The 19043-nt window shown below is 62.3% G+C and carries 20 protein-coding genes; 10 read left to right on the top strand and 10 right to left on the bottom strand.

Translation table 11 applies throughout. The features are described from left to right. The first annotated feature begins 696 nt into the window (after positions 1–696). Positions 697–3240 carry a nitrite reductase large subunit NirB gene (gene nirB, locus AC07OT_RS03295; RefSeq protein WP_495107460.1) on the top strand — a complete coding sequence of 848 codons (2544 nt, stop codon included), beginning with the start codon at positions 697–699 and terminating at the stop codon, positions 3238–3240. Continuing rightward, on the top strand, positions 3240–3602 hold the full coding sequence (nirD, locus tag AC07OT_RS03290) for a nitrite reductase small subunit NirD (RefSeq protein ID WP_495107459.1): 363 nt from the start codon (positions 3240–3242) through the stop codon (positions 3600–3602). The genes nirB and nirD overlap by 1 nt, the downstream gene beginning before the upstream one ends. A 132-nt stretch (positions 3603–3734) precedes the next feature. Here nirD and AC07OT_RS03285 read toward each other — a convergent pair whose 3' ends face one another. The 6 genes from AC07OT_RS03285 to AC07OT_RS03260 all read right to left on the bottom strand — a co-directional run bounded on the left by AC07OT_RS03285 (position 3735) and on the right by AC07OT_RS03260 (position 9676). Beyond that, positions 3735–5066 carry an ABC transporter substrate-binding protein gene (locus tag AC07OT_RS03285; RefSeq protein ID WP_092485010.1) on the bottom strand — a complete coding sequence of 444 codons (1332 nt, stop codon included), beginning with the start codon at positions 5064–5066 and terminating at the stop codon, positions 3735–3737. Between the two features lie 28 nt (positions 5067–5094). Continuing rightward, positions 5095–6162, bottom strand: a complete 1068-nt coding sequence (locus AC07OT_RS03280) for a branched-chain amino acid ABC transporter permease (RefSeq protein ID WP_495107458.1) — start codon at positions 6160–6162, stop codon at positions 5095–5097. Between the two features lie 22 nt (positions 6163–6184). Beyond that, on the bottom strand, positions 6185–7066 hold the full coding sequence (locus tag AC07OT_RS03275) for a branched-chain amino acid ABC transporter permease (RefSeq protein WP_495107457.1): 882 nt from the start codon (positions 7064–7066) through the stop codon (positions 6185–6187). Positions 7067–7068: 2 nt separating this feature from the next. After that, the gene (locus AC07OT_RS03270) at positions 7069–7845 is read right to left on the bottom strand and encodes an ABC transporter ATP-binding protein (RefSeq protein WP_495107456.1); all 777 of its coding nucleotides are present in this window, start codon (positions 7843–7845) and stop codon (positions 7069–7071) included. 10 nt (positions 7846–7855) lie between these two features. Continuing rightward, complete coding sequence (locus AC07OT_RS03265; RefSeq protein ID WP_495107455.1) at positions 7856–8911, bottom strand: AMP-binding protein; 1056 nt, start codon at positions 8909–8911, stop codon at positions 7856–7858. Between the two features lie 201 nt (positions 8912–9112). Next, the gene (locus AC07OT_RS03260) at positions 9113–9676 is read right to left on the bottom strand and encodes a TetR/AcrR family transcriptional regulator (RefSeq protein ID WP_253490600.1); all 564 of its coding nucleotides are present in this window, start codon (positions 9674–9676) and stop codon (positions 9113–9115) included. A 139-nt stretch (positions 9677–9815) separates the two neighbouring features. Between AC07OT_RS03260 and AC07OT_RS03255 the strand changes: the two genes are divergently transcribed. Then, positions 9816–10508: a glutathione S-transferase family protein gene (locus AC07OT_RS03255; RefSeq protein WP_495107454.1), complete on the top strand. Its 693-nt coding sequence runs from the start codon at positions 9816–9818 to the stop codon at positions 10506–10508. Here AC07OT_RS03255 and AC07OT_RS03250 read toward each other — a convergent pair. After that, positions 10465–11142, bottom strand: coding sequence for an aspartate/glutamate racemase family protein (locus tag AC07OT_RS03250; protein WP_495107453.1), 678 nt, complete (start codon positions 11140–11142; stop codon positions 10465–10467). The genes AC07OT_RS03255 and AC07OT_RS03250 overlap by 44 nt on opposite strands. Before the next feature lie 74 nt (positions 11143–11216). Here AC07OT_RS03250 and AC07OT_RS03245 point away from each other — a divergent pair, with 74 nt between their 5' ends. Then, positions 11217–11648 carry an HIT family protein gene (locus AC07OT_RS03245; RefSeq protein ID WP_495107452.1) on the top strand — a complete coding sequence of 144 codons (432 nt, stop codon included), beginning with the start codon at positions 11217–11219 and terminating at the stop codon, positions 11646–11648. 15 nt (positions 11649–11663) lie between these two features. Then, positions 11664–12119: an NUDIX hydrolase gene (locus tag AC07OT_RS03240; protein ID WP_065942113.1), complete on the top strand. Its 456-nt coding sequence runs from the start codon at positions 11664–11666 to the stop codon at positions 12117–12119. On the opposite strand, the gene AC07OT_RS03235 is transcribed toward AC07OT_RS03240, so the two are convergent. Beyond that, positions 12109–12672: a cysteine hydrolase family protein gene (locus tag AC07OT_RS03235; protein ID WP_495107451.1), complete on the bottom strand. Its 564-nt coding sequence runs from the start codon at positions 12670–12672 to the stop codon at positions 12109–12111. The genes AC07OT_RS03240 and AC07OT_RS03235 overlap by 11 nt on opposite strands. A gap of 128 nt (positions 12673–12800) precedes the next feature. Between AC07OT_RS03235 and AC07OT_RS03230 the strand changes: the two genes are divergently transcribed. The 3 genes from AC07OT_RS03230 (at position 12801) to AC07OT_RS03220 (ending at position 15965) form a co-directional block, all read left to right on the top strand. After that, positions 12801–14207 (top strand): XAC2610-related protein, encoded by a 1407-nt coding sequence (locus AC07OT_RS03230; RefSeq protein WP_495107450.1) that lies wholly within the window; start codon positions 12801–12803, stop codon positions 14205–14207. A gap of 129 nt (positions 14208–14336) precedes the next feature. Then, positions 14337–15464, top strand: a complete 1128-nt coding sequence (locus tag AC07OT_RS03225) for a saccharopine dehydrogenase family protein (RefSeq protein WP_495107449.1) — start codon at positions 14337–14339, stop codon at positions 15462–15464. Between the two features lie 3 nt (positions 15465–15467). After that, complete coding sequence (locus tag AC07OT_RS03220; protein WP_115488336.1) at positions 15468–15965, top strand: DUF2269 family protein; 498 nt, start codon at positions 15468–15470, stop codon at positions 15963–15965. 33 nt (positions 15966–15998) lie between these two features. Here AC07OT_RS03220 and AC07OT_RS03215 read toward each other — a convergent pair whose 3' ends face one another. Continuing rightward, a complete protein-coding gene (locus AC07OT_RS03215) occupies positions 15999–16487 on the bottom strand; it encodes a DUF1289 domain-containing protein (RefSeq protein WP_115488335.1) in 489 nt (162 codons plus the stop codon). 194 nt (positions 16488–16681) lie between these two features. Between AC07OT_RS03215 and AC07OT_RS03210 the strand changes: the two genes are divergently transcribed. Then, complete coding sequence (locus AC07OT_RS03210) at positions 16682–16981, top strand: putative quinol monooxygenase (protein WP_495107448.1); 300 nt, start codon at positions 16682–16684, stop codon at positions 16979–16981. 45 nt (positions 16982–17026) lie between these two features. Here the strand turns inward: AC07OT_RS03210 and AC07OT_RS03205 are convergent, their stop codons facing one another. Further along, positions 17027–18277: a ribonucleotide-diphosphate reductase subunit beta gene (locus AC07OT_RS03205; protein ID WP_150294091.1), complete on the bottom strand. Its 1251-nt coding sequence runs from the start codon at positions 18275–18277 to the stop codon at positions 17027–17029. 271 nt (positions 18278–18548) lie between these two features. Between AC07OT_RS03205 and AC07OT_RS03200 the strand changes: the two genes are divergently transcribed. Beyond that, entirely contained in the window at positions 18549–19019 is a 471-nt protein-coding gene (locus AC07OT_RS03200; protein ID WP_115489161.1) for a GNAT family N-acetyltransferase, read from the top strand. Positions 19020–19043: the final 24 nt, after the last annotated feature.

Here is a 19043-nt window from a genome sequence, read left to right as displayed (position 1 = left end):
TCGAAACTTTTTCTGCCCGCCAACAAAAAAGCGCCCTGCAACCCTCCGTTGGAAACGGGGATTGCACGGCGCCTTTGTCGTGAATGGGCAATCAGCGTTGACTGCTCTGTGTGTGTTCCTAGCAAGTCACGCGCCAATTTCTTAAGCACGGGCAAATTGTGGCAAGCCAGCTTGTTGTGGTGAGCGGGATTACTGTGGTGAGCGGGCTTGCTGTGGTGAGCGGGCTTGCCCCGCGCTGGGCTGCGCAGCAGCCCTAAACCCAGGCGCCTCAGTCCTTACAGGAAGTAAGCAGCGGCAGTGATGGGGCGGCTTCGCCACCCAGCGCGGGGCAAGCCCGCTCACCACAACAAGCCCGCTCGCCGCAAAGACTTCTGTGACCCTTTGATTTGTATCCGGGAATGCACTTTTTTGTCGCGGGATGCACCAGTTGGAGGCGCTGAAGTGTGCATTCAGACTCGATAAGTGCCGCTGGAAGGCATCGCAGTAAGGCTCGCGACCAATTGGCACAGACCCTGCTAGCTCCCCCTCAACCCACCTCGGTCAACGACGATCGACAACAGGGGTATAAAGCGGTAGATCCGGCGCAGTCGCCGATCCGATCCCGCATAAGAACAGGCAAAGGCGCCTGGAACCGCAAGGTTTCAGGCGTTTTTTTTTTGCTTTTTAAACCGTGATGAACGTTGTCGGGTGCTTGCTATGAACAAACAGATGAAAACCCTGATCGTCGTCGGCAATGGCATGGTCGGCCACCATTGCGTGGAGCAATTGATCGAACGCGGCGCGCTGGATCACTACCGGTTGCACGTGTTCAGCGAAGAGCCGATGCGTGCCTATGACCGCGTGCATCTTTCCGAGTATTTCACCGGCCGCGATGCCGAGTCCCTGGCGTTGTCGGACGCTGCGTTGTACCAGACACCGGGTGTGACCCTGCACCTGGGTGTACCGGTGCTGGAGATCGACCGCGAACGCTGTGAAGTGATCACCGCCCAGGGCTGCGTGGGCTACGACAAGCTGGTGCTGGCCACCGGTTCCTATCCGTTCGTGCCGCCGATCGAGGGCGCCGAAGGCGACTCGCGGCTGGTGTATCGCACCCTGGAAGACCTCGACGCCATCCGTGCCGCAGCCGCCAATGCGCGCCGTGGTGTGGTGGTGGGCGGTGGCCTGCTCGGCCTGGAAGCCGCCAACGCCCTGAAAAGCCTGGGCCTGGAAGCCCATGTGGTGGAGTTCGCGCCGCGCTTGATGCCGGTGCAGCTGGATGATTTTGGCGGCCTGGCCCTCAAGGCCCAGATCGAGCGGCTGGGCGTCGGTGTGCATCTGTCCCGCGCAACCCAGTCGATCAGTGCCGGCGAGCAGTACCGCTATCGCATGAACTTTGCCAATGACGAGTTCCTTGAGACTGACCTGATTGTGTTCTCCGCCGGGATCCGCGCCCAGGACGCCCTGGCTCGCCAGGCCGGCCTGGACATTGGCCCGCGCGGCGGCGTGGTGATCAACGACGAGTGCTTGAGCTGCGACCCCAACATCTATGCGATTGGCGAATGCGCTTCCTGGAACGGCAGCCTGTTCGGCCTGGTTGCGCCGGGTTACCAAATGGCCCGTGGCGTCGCCGCGCTGTTGTGCGAGCACAGCGCCGAGCCGTTTGTCGGCGCCGACATGTCCACCAAGCTCAAGTTGCTGGGCGTGGACGTGGGCTCCATCGGCGACGCCCACGCCCATACACCGGGTGCGCGCAGCTACCAGTTCATCGACGAGGCGACTGCCAGCTATCGGCGCCTGGTGGTGGATGCGAGCGGCAAACACGTGATCGGCGCGGTGCTGGTCGGCGACAACAGCTACTACGACACCTTGCTGCAATACATGCAGAACAGCATCGCGCTGCCGGCCGAACCGGCCAGCCTGATCCTGCCATCGTCCAGCGGCGCACCGACCCTCGGCCCAGGCGCCTTGCCGGACTCGGCCACGGTGTGCTCGTGCCACAACGTCAACAAGGGCGCGATCTGCTCGGCCATCGACGCCGGTTGCAGCGACCTTGGCCTGCTCAAGTCGCAGACCAAGGCCTGCACCGGTTGCGGTGGGTGTGCCGGGTTGCTCAAGCAGGTGTTCGAGCACGAGCTGATTGCCCGTGGCGTCAGCGTCGACAAGAGCCTGTGCGAACACTTTGCCTATACCCGCCAGGAGTTGTATGCCCTGGTGCGCGTGGAAGGGGTGACCACCTTCGAAGAACTGCTGGCCAGACACGGCCGTGGCCACACCGGCTGCGATGTGTGCAAACCGGCGGTGGGGTCGATCCTGGCCTCGTGCTGGAACCAGCCGATCATGGACGCGTCCCTGGTGCCGTTGCAGGACACCAACGACACCTTCATGGCCAACATGCAGAAGAACGGCACCTACTCGGTAGTGCCACGTATTCCGGGCGGCGAGATCACCGCCGACAAGTTGATCGTGATTGGCGAAGTGGCGAAGAAATACGACCTCTACACCAAGATCACCGGCGGCCAGCGCATCGACCTGTTTGGCGCGCAACTGCACGAGTTGCCGGACATCTGGGCCGAGCTGATCGCCGCCGGGTTTGAAACCGGCCACGCCTACGGCAAATCCACGCGCACGGTGAAGTCCTGCGTCGGCAGCACCTGGTGCCGCTACGGTGTGCAGGACAGCGTGAAAATGGCGCTGCTGATCGAAGATCGCTACAAGGGCCTGCGCTCGCCGCACAAACTCAAGTTCGCGGTGTCCGGCTGCACCCGCGAATGCGCCGAGGCGCAGAGCAAGGACGTGGGCGTGATTGCCACCGAGAAGGGCTGGAACCTGTACATCGCCGGCAACGGCGGCATGCGCCCACGCCACGCCGAACTGTTCGCCACCGACCTGGATGACGCCACGCTGATCCAGTACATCGACCGCTTCCTGATGTTCTACATCCGCACCGCCGACAAGTTGCAACGCACCTCGGTCTGGCGCGAAAGCCTGGAAGGCGGCCTGGATTTCCTCAAGGACGTGATCCTGCACGACAGCCTGGGCCTGGGCGCCGAGCTTGAAGCGCAAATGCAACGGGTGGTCGACCGCTATGAATGCGAGTGGGCCAACGCCCTCAAGGACCCGGAAAAACTCAAGCGCTTCCGCACCTTCGTCAACGACAAACGCCCCGACCCGGACATCCACTTTGTCCAGGAACGCGGCCAGCGTCGGCCGATCATGGCCGCCGAACTCAACCTGATTGCCGTCACCGAGGAGCTTGCCTGATGAGCCAGTCCAACACGCAGCGCAACCTTGCCACCTGGAAACGCGTGTGCAACGAGACCGACCTGGTGAGTAATTCCGGCGTCGTGGTGTGGCTGGACGGCGCCCAGGTCGCGCTGTTCTACCTGCCCGGCGCCCAGGACCAGACGCTGTACGCCATCGACAACCACGACCCGGAATCCGGCGCAAATGTGATCGGACGCGGGCTGGTCGGCAGCATCAAGGGCGACCTGGTGGTGGCCGCGCCGATCTATAAGCAGCATTACCGTTTGCACGACGGCCAATGCCTGGAGGCACCGCACCAGCGCTTGCGGGTATGGCCGGTGCGGTTGAACGATGGCGTGGTGGAAATAGGCATGGGCTGACACACCTCGGTCTGAATGTGGGAGGGGCGGTGCGACGATTCGACTTGCTCCCGATAGCAGTGTGTCAGCTAACAGATTCACTAGCTGACCCACCGCCATCGGGAGCAAGCCCCCTCCCACAGTTGGGTCGTTTTACTGCTCTTTGCTGCAATCTCGTGGAGTGATGCCTTTCTCCTTGGCGTACTGCGCCGCCGAGGCTTCGATGATCGGCCGCAACAAGGCGCGGTCGGCTTGTACCCAGTCGCTGATCAGGTTCCAGCGTTGGCCATCCCATTGCTGGAAGCGCACGGCGCCGCCGCCTTCGTGGTCGGCGCAGGACAGTTTCAGCGGTTGCACCAGGCCCTTGGCGCCCAGGGCCTGCAGGCGTGCGTCGTCGAGGTTCAGGTGTTCGAAGCCCCAGCGTACCTGCTCGCCGGTCAATGGTTTTTGCCCGTATTTTTCCTGGGCCAGGCGCAGGGCTTCGACGTTGAGGATGCCGTTGACCACGCCCAGGTTGTAATACACGGTGCCGAAACGCTTGGGGTCGGCCAGGTTGCCCTTGCCGGCGTCTACCACGCTTTGCTGGATGCCTTGCAGCACCGGGAAGTCGGTGCCCGACGGGTGGGTGGTGATCGAGATAAATCCCTTGGCGGCGGCACCGGCCGGTACCACGTCTTCTTCGGAGTTGCTCCAGATGTTGCCGATGATGTGATCGGCCGGGTAGCCGACTTTCTGCGCGGACTTGAGCGCCACCGGGTTCATCACGCCCCAGCCGCGCAGGATCACCCAGTCGGGCTTGAGGCGTCGGATGTTCAGCCACTGCGATTGCTGTTCGTTGCCGGGGTGCGGCACTTCCAGCAGGGTCAGTTCGAAGCCGGCGTTTTTCGCCAGGGTTTCGAGCACGCCATTGGTTTCCTTGCCGTAGGGCGAGCCGTGGTAGAGCACGGCGATTTTCTTGCCCTTGAGCTTGTCGGCGCCGCCTTCGCGTTGGCCGATGTAGTTGATGATCGCCGAGACTTCCGAATACGGGTTGAGCTGCAGCGGGAACACGTAGGGGAACACGCTGCCATCGGTAGAGTCGGTGCGGCCATGGTTGATGGTGATCAGCGGCAGTTTGTCGGCGGTGGAGCGGTCCAGGGTGGCATAGGCGATGCCGACTGACAGTGGGTTGGTGGCGGCGGCCGGTGCACCGTTGAGCCCACCCTTGAGGCGCTCATAGCATTCGACGCCTTTTTCCACCACGTACTCGGTCTCGCATTCGCTCCAGGTCAGCTTGACGCCGTTCACACCGCCCTTGGCATTGATGTATTGCAGGTAGTCGATAAAGCCGCCGAAGAAACCGGTGCCACCGGCGGCGTACGGACCGACCCGGTAGCTCTGCAACGGGAAGTATTGTTCGTTGGCAGCCTGGGCGCCGGCCGTGAGCCCGGCGGTGATCAGGGCCAGGCCCAAGGCCAGGCGGCGCAGCGATAAGCGGTGTGTCATGGAGGTCATTCCTGGGGGGTTATTGAGTTCAGTAACGCAGCGGCCAAACCCTGGCCCGTTGACGAAAGCGCTGCCACAGACGGGCCAGCCCCTCCGGTTCCTTGATCAAAAACGCGATGATCAGCGCGCCAAACAGCATCTTCTGGATGTTTTCCAGCTGTCCGGCATCCATCAGTCCAGCGGGCAACAGCGCGAAGAGATTGGCCAACAGGATCGGGAACAACACGATGAACGCCGCGCCAAGGACGTTGCCGAGCACGCTGCCCAGGCCGCCGATAATGATGATGAACAGCACCTGGAACGAGCGGCTCAGGTCAAAGCCGTGGGGCTCGACCGTGCCCAGGTAGGCGAACGCCCACAGTGAACCGGCGATGCCCAGGTAGAAGCCGCTGATGGCAAACGCCAGCAGCTTGGCCTTCAACAGGCGAATGCCGATGACGGCAGCGGCGGTGTCCATGTCGCGCACCGCCATCCAGTTGCGGCCCAGTTCGCTGCGCACCAGGTTCTTGCCCAGCCAGAACAGCGTCACCACCACGGCCAGCGTCAGCACGTAGCGGCCGCACGGTGAGCTGAAATCCAGCCCGGCAATCAGCAGCGGCGGTGAGGTGATCACGCCCGATGCGTTGTCGTTGGTAAACCAGCTGAAGCGGGTGAGCACCCACTCCACCACGAACTGCGCGGCCAGGGTCGCCACCAGCAGGTAAAAGCCCTTGATGCGCAGGCTCGGCAAGCCGAAGAACACCGCCACCGCGGCGGCGATCACGCCGCCCAGGGCAAAGCTCACCAGCAGCGGCAGGCCGGGCACCCGCAACTGCAGGTTGTAGGCGGCAAACGCGCCCACCGCCATGAACGCCGCCGAACCCAGAGAGAGTTGCCCGGCATAGCCCGTCAGCAGGTTGAGCCCAAGCCCGGCCAGCGACAGCACCAGCAGCGGCACCAGGATCGCGCTGAACCAGTAGTCGTTGCCCAGCCAAGGCACTGCAAAAAACGCCACGCCCAGCAGCAGCCACAGCGCGACGCGGTCCTGGCGCAGGCGAAAGGTGCGGCGCTCGGCCGCGTAGGAGGTACTGATTTGACCGACTTCTTGATACAACATGCAGGCATTTCCCCAAGGACAATCAGACCCGTTCGATGGCGCGTTCGCCGAACAACCCGGCAGGCCGCACCAGCAGGAACAGCAACGCGAGGACGTACGACACCCAATTCTCAATGCCGCTGCCGATGATCGGGCCGAGGTAGATCTCGGCGACTTTCTCCGCCGCACCGATGATCAAGCCACCGACAATCGCCCCGCCGATGGACGAGAACCCGCCGATGATCAGCACCGGCAGCGCCTTGAGCACCACCAGCGAGAGCGAGAACTGCACCCCCAGGCGTGCGCCCCAGAGCAACCCGGCCACCAGCCCGACGAACCCGGCCACCGCCCACACCAACGCCCAGATGCGCGGCAGGCGAATACCGATGGCCATGGACGCCAGCGGGTCATCGGCCACCGCACGCAACGACAGGCCCACCCGGGTCTTGTTGAACAGCAGCGACAGCACGATCACCAGCGCGGCGGCGGTGCCGGCGGCAAACAGGTCGAATTGCGAAAGCAGCATGCCGCGGATTTCCAGCGGTTCGTCGGCGATGCCCAGGTCCAGCCCGTGCACCTGCGCGCCCCACAGGAACTGCGCAAAGCCTTCGATCAGGTAGGCCAGCCCGAGGGTGGCCATGAAGAGGATGATCGGTGGACGATTGACCAAGGGCCGCAGCACCACTTTTTCGATCAGCAGCGCCAGCACCACCATGCTCGCCAGGGTGATCAGGAACGCCCAGGCAAACGGGAAGCCGCGCTCCAACAGGCTGACAAACGTCAGGGCGGCGAACAGCACCATGGCGCCCTGGGCAAAGTTGAACACGCCGGAGGCCTTGTAGATCAGCACAAAACCAATCGCTACCAGGGCATACATCACGCCGGCCAGCAGCCCGCCGATCAGCACTTCGAAGAAAAATTCCATATTCAGGTACCCAGGTAGGCGGCGATGACATCGGGGTTGGCGCGCACCTGTTGCGGGGGGCCGTCGCCGATCTTGCGACCGTAGTCGAGGACCACCACGTGGTCGCACAAGCCCATGACCACGCCGATGTCGTGCTCGATCAACACCACGGTGGTGCCGAACTCGCGGTTGATGTCGCGGATGAACTGGCTCATCTGGGCTTTCTCCTGGGCGTTCATGCCGGCCATGGGTTCATCCAGCAACAGCAGGGTCGGTTCGGCGGCCAGGGCGCGGGCCAGTTCGACGCGTTTTTGCAGGCCATAGGGCAGGGTGCCGACCAGCACATGGCGCCAGGGATGGATCTGCAGGAAGGCAATCACCTTTTCTGCGTGCAGGCGGTGGGCGTCGTCCTCCCGTGGCGCACGGCCCAGGCGCAGCATCTGTTCCAGCCAACTGCTGCGGCGCTTGAGGTTGCGCCCGGTGAGCACGTTGTCGAGCACGCTCATGCCCTTGAACAGCGCGATATTCTGGAAGGTCCGCGCAATCCCGCCCTCGGCCGCCTGGTGCGCACGCATGCGCCGCCGGGTCTGGCCGGCATAGCGGATGCTGCCGCCCTGGGGGTGGTAGACCCCGTTGATCACGTTGAGCAGCGAGCTTTTACCCGCGCCGTTGGGGCCGATCAGGCCACAGATGTCACCGGCCTTGACCTCGAAACTGATGGAGGTGATGGCCTTGATGCCTTTGAACGACAGGGAAATGTCATCGAGCCGCAGTAATACCGCTTCAGTGGGTGTGGGCATGGAAGGCTCGTCAGGCAGATTGAGGCAGCAAGTGGTCGCTGGGTTCGTGGCGGGTGGACGGCTCTTGCCAATGGCCGGGACGAATGCCCAGGGCCGCAAAGAAGGCGGCACTTTCCGGATGCAGCGGCGGCCCGACCAGCAAGGGCACGCGCAGGCGGCTCATGCCCAATACATCCAGCAAAGGCCGACGCACCAGCCAATGGCCCAGCCAGCGGCGCACGGGGGAGGGGGTCGGCTGCATGGCCCAGTCGTATAAACGATGGCTGAAGCTGCCCGGCAGTGGCAGGCGTTCACGCACCCATTGCTCCAGGCGCCCATAGGATTCGCGGGTGCCCAGCACCAGGGTCGGGCCCAGCTCGCGGCGGTCGGTGTCGCGGGTGGCGAGGGCCTCGGGGAAGTTCAGCCGAAAGCCGGCGTGCAGCCAGGGCGCGAGCAGGTAGCGTGCCTGCCCGCTGGCGGCAAACACCCGTGCGGCGAGGGCTTCGTCGTCGGCGCCGAGGTGTTCGCGGTCGACCAGCGTCCGGCCGCCCGCGAGCAGTTGCCCATGGGTCAAGTGCAGGGAGGTGTCGGCATGAAAGACGAAGGCGGTGTCGCTCGGCTGCGGGGCGTGGGCGGGTGGCGGTGCATCGGCACGCAGCTCGGCATAGTCGATCAAATCGGCGTCTGCGAGTTGGCTCAGGCCGCGCCCGTCAAGAAACACCACCACCCCGCGTTCACCGAGTTGTTGCAGCGCTTCCAGGTCTTGCACGAGCACAAAGCGCGGTCGCAGCCCGGCCAGCAGCACCCGGTTGTCGCGGTCCGGGTCCAGCAGCGTGACGCTGGCGCCCAGCCATTGCGCGGCCAGCGCCAGCAGCAACGCTTCGGGGCGCGCCTGGCTGAGGATCAACAGGTTATCGTCAGGCCCGAAGCGGCGCTGATGCAAGGCGGCGGCGAGCTGGCTGACCTCGTCAGCCACCGCGCTCCAGCTGCGCTCATGCCAGATACCCAGGCGCTTGAAGCGCAAGGCAATCGCCGACCCTCGGGTGTGGGCTTGACGCAACAGCGCCTGGGGCAGTGTCTGGGGCATGGGGGTATCCTTCGTCAGTATGCGAAGGCGATTGCACGCGCCATGCCAGAGGATTAAATGCTTTTATTTCAAGGGGATATGTGGATTTTTGGGGGAAGAGGCGTGTGTTGATTCAGCACAAGCTGTCCAAGCAGTGTTGTTGGGCCAACAGCGATGGGCCATTGCTGGAGCGCTACCTGTCGCCGGCAGGGCTCCAGCTTGTCACGCCGGGATAAGCCCCGCGTCCCGATAACTCTGGACCAGTTCGTCGTACAAACCGAGATCGGCCCGGGTTCGGGCAATCAACTGCGCGCCGGCAATGGCGGTGTAGATGGCACGCGCGCGACGCTCGCATGCCTCTGCACCGGCGGGTTCGAGCTCAGCAAGCAACGCCGCCAGCCAGGCTACGTTGATATTGGCAAACGTCAGTATCTCTTCCTTCACCGGCTCGGGCAGGTCCTTGTATTCGGCCGCCATAAAGCTGGAGAGGCACAAGCGGTTGCCGTCTTCGAGTGATTTTCGAAAGATGCTCGGATAAGCACGCAGGCACTGCAGCGGATCCGGGTTCTCACTGCGTATCGCCGCGAGGGCGTTGGCGGCGTCTTCCCAATAGCGCCTGGCGACGGCCGCGCCGAGATCGGCTTTGCTCGGGAAGTGGTAATAGATACTGGCGTTCTTGATCCCCACCGTTTCGCCGATGCTGCGGAAGTTGATGCCACTGTAGCCGTAGTGCTGAGCGGCGAGTCTGGCGGCTTCCAGAATCGCTTCGCGGGCATTTTCACTCACGTGTGGATTGCTCTTCAGTGGGGGGAGGGGCGAATTCTACGCTGATAAGGTTTTACCTGCCAACTGGTAGGTAATGCTTGACGGCCTGGAATAATACCTTCAGTCTCTACCTACCATTTGACAGGTAGGCGAGCGGATCATGACGTTCCAACAACCACAACCCCGCGTATCCCAACCGCCGTTGATGAAGATTTATGATTGGTACAACGGCCCCTATCCAGCGCGCGTTCGTATAGCGCTGGCCGAGAAAAATCTGTTGCCGCGCGTTGAGTTCGTGTCGGTCAACCTATGGAAAGGGGAGCACAAACAATCTGAGTTCCTGGCCCTCAACTACTCCGGCACCTTGCCAGTGCTGCAACTGCACGACGGCACGTTCATCGCTGAATGCACGGCTATCACCCAGTACCTGGACACGCTCGATGGCAACCCGACCCTCACCGGCAGGACGCCGACCGAGCAAGGCCTGATCCACATGATGACCAAGCGCGCAGAGATTGAATTGATGGATGCGGTCAGCGTGTATTTCCATCATGCCACCCCTGGGCTTGGGCCTGAGGTAGAGCTTTATCAGAACGCCGAATGGGGCATGCGCATGCGGGACAAAGCGGTCAGGGGGATGCACTATTTCGATAACGTGCTCAAGACCCGCGATTTTGTGGCGGGCGATGCCTTCTCGATGGCCGATATCGCGTTACTCGGCGGCATGATCTTCGCGGACCTGGTGCAATTGCCGGTGCCGCAGACGTGTGAAGCCCTGCGCGCCTGGCAGGCCAGGGTCAACGAGCGACCTAGCGTTCAGGCCTGGCGTGCAATGGTTGCACAACCGCACTGAGGGCAACGGCCCGCATAGCTGCCGCCAGCCCGGCCGCTGCGCTGGTGAGGGGCAGCGGGCCGGCCGTTACCTGCACGGCGGCCGCGCTCATCGACGCCTGGCCCAGCGCAACCCGTGTCATTCCATCCCTATAGGCGGCATCGGCAGCTCTGGCGATTGTCGCCAGGTAGCCGTCGATGTCACCTGCCTTGAACAAGCGCCATGCCCCCGGAACCAGCCGCACTTCGACGGCCGCGTTCGATTGCAGCGCGGCCTTTTGAAACAGCCGCGCGGTAGGTTCGAGGGTGGTTTCCACCGCGCACAGCACCGCAATTTTTCCGCCATCCTGCACCGCCGAGGCGGCCAGCGCTTCGTCTGTCCTCAGGATCGGGACACTGCTGGAGATACCTTCAACGACCGGACCCAGGGTCGAGCAGGTGAGCACCACGGCGTCGGCCTGTTCAGCCAGCGCAAGCAGGGCTGATGCGGTGGATGCGCAGATGTCGGCGCTCAGATGACCGGCGTTTTCGGCAGCAGCCAACAGGTCGGCGCGTACTTCATGGCGTAGCACATCAGCGCCGATACCCAGTGCTTTCGCGGCGGTTTCAAAGACGCCGATGTTGCTGGCTGCGGTATGAAGGCAGGCTATGCGCATGGGCTGTTTCCAGTGCTGAAAATGTCGACGATGGTTAAGATGCAGCCCGCACTCACCTAACGCAAGGACAGGGTATGCCGCTGATCATGGAACGCGTAGAACAGGCCCGCAACGGCACTAACGACAAAGTCATCTGCCGCATGCCCTCAGGCTGGGCAGTGATGGGCGATGTGCAATTCCTGCCTGGCTACTGCCTGCTATTGCCCGACCCGGTCGTCGCCAGCCTGAACGACCTGGATGCCGACGCCCGCGCGATCTACCTGCTCGACATGGCGCGCATCGGCGACGCGGTGCTGCAAGCCAGCGGTGCATTGCGGATGAACTACGAGATCCTGGGCAATTCGGAGCCGGAGTTGCATTGCCATATTTTCCCGCGCTACGCCTCGGAACCGGATGGCAGGCGCAAGATGCCCGTTTGGTTTTATGACTGGAAAAATGCGTTGCCGTACGCGGAAGACGTGCATGGGGAGCTGCGTAAGGCTATCGCGCAATTACTGGAAAATTAAGCAAGGAATACACCCATGCGTGAACGAAAGGCTGCACGACTGCTGGTGATCAACCCCGCGCACGAAGTACTGCTCTTCAGGTTTATCCATAAAGACGGCGCACTGGCCGGTCAAAATTACTGGGCTACCCCTGGCGGCGGTGTCGAACCGGGGGAGACTTTCGAGGCCGCTGCCATCCGCGAGCTGCGCGAGGAAACCGGTATCCAGGTGCAGGCCGTTGCCGCGCCTATCGCCGAGCGCCGGTTTGCGCTGATGCTGCCCAGCGGTGAAACGGTGTCGGCCGTCGAGCACTACTTTGTGGTGCACACCGCCAGCACCGAACTGTCCAGGGCTGAGTGGACGCTGGAAGAGACCCAGGTGATGGCGGACCATCATTGGTGGTCGGCCCAGGCGTTGCGTGCCACCGAGGAAACGGTCTGGCCTGAAGCGCTGGTTGACATGCTGGTGCAAGCCGGCGTGTTCAGCGCATAGCGCCGAGAATCCCGGCCGTCTCGACCACCCTGGCGTAGTCCATGGCCAGGTTGCTCAGCGACAGTGCGTGCACGTCCTCCGCTGGCCACAGGCGCCCGGACCCATCGGTTTGATCGAAGGTGTAGCAGGCGTCTGCGGCGACGAGCACGTCAAAGCCGAGGTTGCCGCCTGTGCGTGCCGTTGCTTCGACGGAGTTGTTGGTGATCACCCCGGCGATCACCAGTTGCTTGATCGAACGCGCGTGCAGCCAGCGTTCCAGCCCGGTGGCGATAAAGGCACAGGGTACGTTCTTTTCCACCACGTGTTCGTGGGCCAGTGGTTGCAGCGCAGGCTGAAATTCGCAGCCCGGCTGGCCCGGCCAGAATACCGAGCCGGGGGTACGGGAGATGTGCCTGACGTGCACCACAGGCCGCCCCGACTGCCGCCAGGCGCCGAGCAATTGCTGCAACTGTTGCTCGGCCTGCGGGTTGTTGCGGCACCCCAGCTTCGGGTCATTCATGCCCTGCTGCATGTCGATGATCACCAATGCAGCGTTGGTGGCTAACGGTTCCATGGCACGTCCTTTGGCTCGTGAGGCACAAAACATAGCAGCCATTGAATGGGCCTAAACAGCGATTTGTTCGATGCCTTCGTCATTTGCCTTTACACTGCCGCCCCCGAATTTCAGCAAGGATGCGTTGGATGCGTACGCGACTCAGCGGTGTACTCCTCTCCCTGGCCCTGTCCGCTCCCGTCATGGCCGAGCCCCGTTCGTTCTCGGTCAATGACCCCAGCGGTCAATACCTGGTCGAAGTGTTGTTCCCGGAGGTGCCGCAGGACTTGCAGCACCTGGCTCCTGCACTCATCACCCTGCGCGACAAACGCTCCCTCGAAATCCTTCAGCAATTGCAGACCCCGGATGCCCAGGTGCCGCTGGACCAGCAAGGCAGAACCGTGGACTGGCGCCTGATGGGGGAGAACGGCGTGGTGTACTTCGCCGATATCAACCAGGACGGCCGCCAGGACCTGGCGATCCGCAATGGCACCGGTGCGGACAAGGACTTCCAGTCCAGTTACGACGTGTATCTGCAAGACCCGCACACGCCCCACTGGGTGCTGAATGGCCCCTTGACCGACCTGGCCAACGAGACCTCCGGCGGGATGTTTTCGATCAATCCCAAGGACGGCATTATCCATTCGCAGACCGACCGGGGTTGCTGCTGGACCCGCGCCAGCCGCTATCAGATGCGCGACGGCAAACTGGTGCGACTCAGCGCGTACACCCAGGCGGAAGTGCCGGCGACGGACGATGACGCCAACAACAGCATGCCCAGCGGCTACATGCTGCGCACCACCGGTGAGTGGAAGGACGGCCAGTGGCTGGAAACACCCAGGCTGGAAGGGCCGGTCAACGAAGACCCCGAGTTCCTGGCCGGCACCCTCAACGGCAAGATCCCGGTGCAGCTCTGGTACCAGCAACAGGGCGCGGTGCTGATCGGTGAGTTGCGCTACACCAAAAGCGGCAGCGGCAAGGCGATCAAGCTGGTGGGCGACCAGGGTGAATACGGCGACCAGTCGTTTATCTACCTGCACGAATATGCCGATGATGGCCGTCAAACCGGCATCTGGCGCATCACGCGGGAAACCGTCGAACCTTATGACTATTCGGGCACCTGGGTCAGTGGCGCCAAGGGCGACCAGCCCGAACTGCAGATTCAACTGCACAGGCAGGACCGGGAGCCTGAGTACGACAAACTCGGCGACGTGGCCCGCGACCAGCGCGATGGCCATTACCAGATGCGCGATGACTTCCTCGGCCGCGACGGTGACCTGGAGTTGAAAATCCTTCCCGAACGCGACGCCCAGGGCAGGGAAGTGGCGGAACTCAGCGTGACGCTCAAAGACACCGGCACCGACAAGATCATCATCACTACGCACCAACGCGTGCCGATGGAAACCGAAAACCTGATCATCGTGCGCGCACCCCAGGCGCCCCCTCGGGCCGGGCCGTATCATATCCAACTGGTGAAGGGCTTTGCCGTGATCGAGCACAACTCGGCGCCGGACAGCCAGGACTACCTGACCGGGTTTTATCGTAAGCAGCCCTGAGGTCGGGGGGTAGCGTCGCCTGAGTGTCGACCCGGCTCAGGCTATTAAGCAAATCGGGTATCTTTAGCTGTTTCAGCCGCCGGCCTGCCTCAGGCTCGGCGCACACATGATTGATCAGGGAAGCATGCAATGGCACTCAGGGTGATGGTGATCGGCGGCTACGGCAACTTCGGCAGCATCATTTGCCGGCACCTGGCGGGCGCGCCGGGCATTGAACTGGTGGTCTCGGGCCGCCACCCACACAAGTTGCAGGGCAAAGTCGATGGGTTGAAAACATCCTCCGGCCGCGTGTGCGAAAGCTGGTGCGGCGACGCCATGGCAGCCGGGTTCGCTGGCGTCTTGCAGGCGATGGACATCCAGTTGGTGATCCACACCGGCGGCCCGTTCCAGGGGCAGTCCTATGCCGTCGCCCAGCACTGCATCGACGCGGGCGTGAACTACTGCGACCTGGCGGATTGCCGGACCTTCGTCAATGGCGTCGGCGTGCTGGATGCGAAAGCCCGGCAGGCGGGCGTGGCCGTCCTCAGCGGTTGCAGTTCTGTACCGACGTTGTCGTCCGCCCTCATCGATCAGTACCGCGATCGCTTTACGCGCATCGACACCATCGAGCATGGCATTTCCTCGTCGGCGAAGATGCCGGGGCTGTCGACCATCGAAGGTGTGCTTGCCTACGCGGGCAAACCGATCAAGCAACTCAAGCAGGGCCAAGTGCACGACGTGCTGGGCTGGCAGGACCTGACCCTGCGCAGGATGCCCCAGCTCGGCACACGGGTGCTGGCCAATGTGGACGTGCCCGACATGGATATATTCGCCGGCCGTTATGGCGCCCATACCCTGCGCTTCAAGGCCGGTGCGGGGCTCAAGCTGGGCGGCGTCGCCAATTACCTGCTGGCCCAGGCGCTACGCATGGGCATCGTGCGCGACCACCTTGTGTGGGCCGCCAGGCTGCATCGCCTGGGCACCTGGTTCGAACGATTTGGGGATGGCAAAAGCGCGATGTACATCGACGTGCAGGGCCTGGGCAGGCAAGGCCAGCCGCTGTCCCTGGCGGTGCAACTCACGGCTCTGGACGACAAGGGACCGGAAATCCCCAGCTGCGCGGCCGTCGCCCTCGCCATCAAAATGGCCCACGGCTACGTGCCTGGACCCGGCGCCCGCCCGTGCGTAGGCGAAATCAGCGTCGACGAATACATGGCCGCCATCAACGAACCGACGAAGCTGAGCCTGGCGGTGCGCTTCTCTGACGGGCAGGCCTGACCGATGCTCTACCTGTGCCTGAAGTATCTGCACATCATCGCGGCGATTTTCCTGTTCGGTTTCGGCATGGGCTCGTACCTTTACCTGATCGCCGCCAGTCGTACCGGCAATCCGCAGGTGATCGCCCATGTGGCGCGCATGGTCGTACGGTTCGACACCTGGATCACCACGCCGGCGGGCGTCATCCAGATCATCACGGGCTTGCTGCTGATCCGGCTGGCCGGGCTGCCGGTGACCACCGAATGGGTACTGACCGCGTTGATCATCTTCCTCTGCGTGGGCTCGCTGTGGTTGCCGGTGCTGGTGCTGCAGAAGCGCTTGCATCGTATGGCCTCTCGGGCGGTCCAGACCGACACCGCACTGGAGGATGGATACCGTGGTGTTTATCGGCAATGGTTCTGGCTGGGCGTTTTCGGGTTCCTGGGGATGTTTGTGATCGTGATGATCATGGTGACGAAGATGACGCCGTGGCAGTTGCTTGGGCTGTTGGTGAGGGCCTGACGCAGCCTCGCCAAGGCTCGACAGCTGCGACGGTCACATACTGCTGGCGATGAGGGGCGGGCCAAACACTTCGCGTATAAATCCCGGGGCGATATACCGCTCGTAATGCGCCTCGGACAGCAGGAAAAACTCCCGGTCAATAGCATCGCGCAAATCCGCCAGGCTGCGCTCGCGAAACTCCGGCAACAACGCCAACCCATAGGCGTCCAGCCTGGAAATCACCCGAGCGCCTCGGGCAATCAGTTGGTACGCCCAGCAATAGGGTGACTGGTGCGGCATAAAGCGAATCTTGCGGTCCTCCAGTTGCTGGCGCAGGCGCTGCGGGTCGGACACCTCCAGCTTGCTGGCCATGACCTGCACCAGCAATTGCTCAAGGCGCAGCCATACCGCCTGCTTTTCCTCGGCGTTGTAGCCATTCCACTGGATCACTTCATGGTGATAACGCTTGCAGCCCCGGCAGACCAGGTCGCCGTAAACGGTGGAGCACAGGCCGACGCAGGGGGTCTTGATGGTGTGAGGCATTTTCAAGCCTTTGAAGAAAGTGTAAGCGGGTTTTGTCGGTGTTTCTTTATTGCCAGGTGGACAACGATGACCCCAGTCCACTGAGAGCACCCAGCATGAAAACCCCGATCAACGCTTCAGGTTATTGGCTAAGCGCCCTGATGGTTGCTGCCCTTGCCGGATGTACCAGCCCACCCCGTGAAAGAGTCACTGCCATGCACAAACCCCTGGTTTCCCTCGCCGTACTCAAGGCCAAACCCGGTAAGCAACAGGCCCTTAAAGCAGGCTTGTTGAACCTGATCGAGCCGACGCGCGCCGAACCTGGCAACCTTGACTATGTGTTGTTCGAGCAGCGGGACAAACCCGGTACGTTCTACATGCGTGAGGCGTTCAAGGACCAGGCGGCACTCGATGCGCATTTTGCGACGCCATACTTCCTGCGCTTCGCCGCAGCGGCGGATGACTGGCTCGATGAGCCTTTGCAGTTGATCTTTCTGGAGCAGGTCTCGGACTGAACCCTGCCCATGGACCGTGATACTACGGTCCATGGGGCTGCGGGGTTAATCCCAGCTCAATGCACCGCCGGTCTGATATTCAATAACCCGAGTCTCAAAGAAATTCTTCTCTTTCTTCAAGTCCATGATCTCGCTCATCCACGGGAACGGGTTGGTCGTGCCTGGATACTCTTCCTTCAAGCCAATCTGCGACAGGCGACGGTTAGCGATGAACTTGAGGTAATCCTCCATCATCGCCGCGTTCATCCCCAGCACACCGCGCGGCATGGTATCCCGCGCATATTCGATCTCCAGCTGAGTCCCCTGCAGGATCATCTGGGTCGCTTCTTCCTTCATCTCGGCATCCCACAAATGCGGGTTTTCGATCTTGATCTGGTTGATCACATCGATACCGAAGTTCAGGTGCATCGATTCATCGCGCAGGATGTACTGGAACTGCTCGGCCACGCCGGTCATTTTGTTGCGGCGGCCCATGGACAAAATCTGGGTGAAGCCGCAATAGAAGAAGATACCTTCCAGCACGCAGTAGTAGGCGACCAGGTTGCGCAGCAGTTCCTTGTCGGTGTCGACGGTGCCGGTTTCGAACTTCGGATCGGAGATCGAGCGGGTGTATTTCAGGCCCCAGGCTGCCTTTTTGGCGACCGATGGGATCTCGTGGTACATGTTGAAGATCTCGCCTTCATCCATGGCCAACGATTCGATGCAGTACTGGTAGGCGTGGGTGTGGATCGCTTCTTCGAAAGCCTGGCGCAGGATGTACTGGCGGCACTCCGGGTTGGTGATCAGGCGGTACACGGCCAGGACCAGGTTGTTGGCGACCAGGGAGTCGGCGGTGGAGAAGAAGCCGAGGTTGCGCATGACGATGCGGCGTTCGTCGTCGGTCAGGCCTTCGGGGTTTTTCCACAGGGCGATGTCGGCGGTCATGTTGACCTCTTGCGGCATCCAGTGGTTGGCGCAGCCGTCGAGGTATTTCTGCCAGGCCCAGTCGTACTTGAAAGGCACGAGTTGGTTGAGGTCGGCGCGGCAGTTGATCATGCGCTTTTCGTCAACGGCGACGCGGGCGGAGGCGCCTTCGAGTTCGGCGAGGCCTTCGGCGACGTCGAGTTTGTCCAGGGCGGCCTTGGCGCGCACGATGGCGGCGGAGTCACTGGCGGTGACGGCGCGGGCTTCGATGGCGGCAGCGGCGCCGGCACCGTCGAGGCGGTCCATGTTGGCTTCGGTGGCGTGGCCGGCGTTGGCGCCCTTGATCACGGCTGCACCGGTGTCCTCGTTGTCGACTTCATCCCAACTCAGCATTGAAATACTCCCTTCTGTTCTGGTTTGACGGCATGTGAACCCGTCCAAAAAAATACGATTTGCAGGCTGCCAGGCATTGAAATACTGCGCAGAGTGTGGTCGGTGATTACCGATACTGCACACTATGTAGTGGTCTGTTCTGTTTGTGGGCACACTATATGGTGTGTGGGGGGCATGGTCAACGCACAAGATGTGCGGTCCTGGGTCGCTCCCCGGCGCTCATTCGGCTATAAAGCCTGGGTTCATTGGCCTCGCTCGGAATCTCAAGGGAATGAAAAAACTGCTGATCCGCCCAGCCATCCAGGACGACGCTGAAAGCCTCTTCCTGGTGCATAAACACTCTGTCGAACACCTGTGCAAGGCCGACTATGGCACCGAACAGATTGCCATGTGGCTGGACGGACGCTCGCCTGACACGTACCGCGAAGCCATCGCTGCCGGCAACCTTTGGCTGGCGTACACCGACACTGTGCAAGGTTTCGTCGAGGTGGACGGGCATGAGGTCAGCAAGCTGTTCATTCGTGGGGATGCGGCCGGGCAGGGCGTCGGCGCCCGTCTGCTGACCAAAGCGCTGCAGCTTATCGAGGCTGCCGGCCATAGGTGCGCCTACCTCGAAGCCACCCTTACCGCCGAAAAATTCTATGCCGCGTTCGGTTTTCGCAAGATTGGCGAAGGCACCTTCAGCCGTGGCAACAGTGCGATTTCAATCGAGATCATCAAGATGGAACGCGCCTTCCAGTAGTGGCCGGCGTGGGCTGCGGGGCCG

The sequence above is a fragment of the Pseudomonas sp. GW821-FHT09C10 genome (genome assembly GCF_059418085.1).
This window is presented reverse-complemented; position numbering and strand designations above follow the sequence as displayed.

Coding starts and splice junctions, on each gene's coding strand:
- AC07OT_RS03230 (WP_495107450.1), top strand. CDS start 12,801: ATGCGTACGCGACTCAGCGGTGTACTCCTCTCCCTGGCCCTGTCCGCT.
- AC07OT_RS03255 (WP_495107454.1), top strand. CDS start 9,816: ATGACGTTCCAACAACCACAACCCCGCGTATCCCAACCGCCGTTGATG.
- AC07OT_RS03205 (WP_150294091.1), bottom strand. CDS start 18,277: ATGCTGAGTTGGGATGAAGTCGACAACGAGGACACCGGTGCAGCCGTG.
- AC07OT_RS03280 (WP_495107458.1), bottom strand. CDS start 6,162: ATGTTGTATCAAGAAGTCGGTCAAATCAGTACCTCCTACGCGGCCGAG.
- AC07OT_RS03285 (WP_092485010.1), bottom strand. CDS start 5,066: ATGACACACCGCTTATCGCTGCGCCGCCTGGCCTTGGGCCTGGCCCTG.
- AC07OT_RS03265 (WP_495107455.1), bottom strand. CDS start 8,911: ATGCCCCAGACACTGCCCCAGGCGCTGTTGCGTCAAGCCCACACCCGA.
- AC07OT_RS03225 (WP_495107449.1), top strand. CDS start 14,337: ATGGCACTCAGGGTGATGGTGATCGGCGGCTACGGCAACTTCGGCAGC.
- AC07OT_RS03250 (WP_495107453.1), bottom strand. CDS start 11,142: ATGCGCATAGCCTGCCTTCATACCGCAGCCAGCAACATCGGCGTCTTT.
- AC07OT_RS03200 (WP_115489161.1), top strand. CDS start 18,549: ATGAAAAAACTGCTGATCCGCCCAGCCATCCAGGACGACGCTGAAAGC.
- nirD (WP_495107459.1), top strand. CDS start 3,240: ATGAGCCAGTCCAACACGCAGCGCAACCTTGCCACCTGGAAACGCGTG.
- AC07OT_RS03240 (WP_065942113.1), top strand. CDS start 11,664: ATGCGTGAACGAAAGGCTGCACGACTGCTGGTGATCAACCCCGCGCAC.
- AC07OT_RS03210 (WP_495107448.1), top strand. CDS start 16,682: ATGCACAAACCCCTGGTTTCCCTCGCCGTACTCAAGGCCAAACCCGGT.
- AC07OT_RS03220 (WP_115488336.1), top strand. CDS start 15,468: ATGCTCTACCTGTGCCTGAAGTATCTGCACATCATCGCGGCGATTTTC.
- AC07OT_RS03275 (WP_495107457.1), bottom strand. CDS start 7,066: ATGGAATTTTTCTTCGAAGTGCTGATCGGCGGGCTGCTGGCCGGCGTG.
- AC07OT_RS03215 (WP_115488335.1), bottom strand. CDS start 16,487: ATGCCTCACACCATCAAGACCCCCTGCGTCGGCCTGTGCTCCACCGTT.
- nirB (WP_495107460.1), top strand. CDS start 697: ATGAACAAACAGATGAAAACCCTGATCGTCGTCGGCAATGGCATGGTC.
- AC07OT_RS03270 (WP_495107456.1), bottom strand. CDS start 7,845: ATGCCCACACCCACTGAAGCGGTATTACTGCGGCTCGATGACATTTCC.
- AC07OT_RS03245 (WP_495107452.1), top strand. CDS start 11,217: ATGCCGCTGATCATGGAACGCGTAGAACAGGCCCGCAACGGCACTAAC.
- AC07OT_RS03235 (WP_495107451.1), bottom strand. CDS start 12,672: ATGGAACCGTTAGCCACCAACGCTGCATTGGTGATCATCGACATGCAG.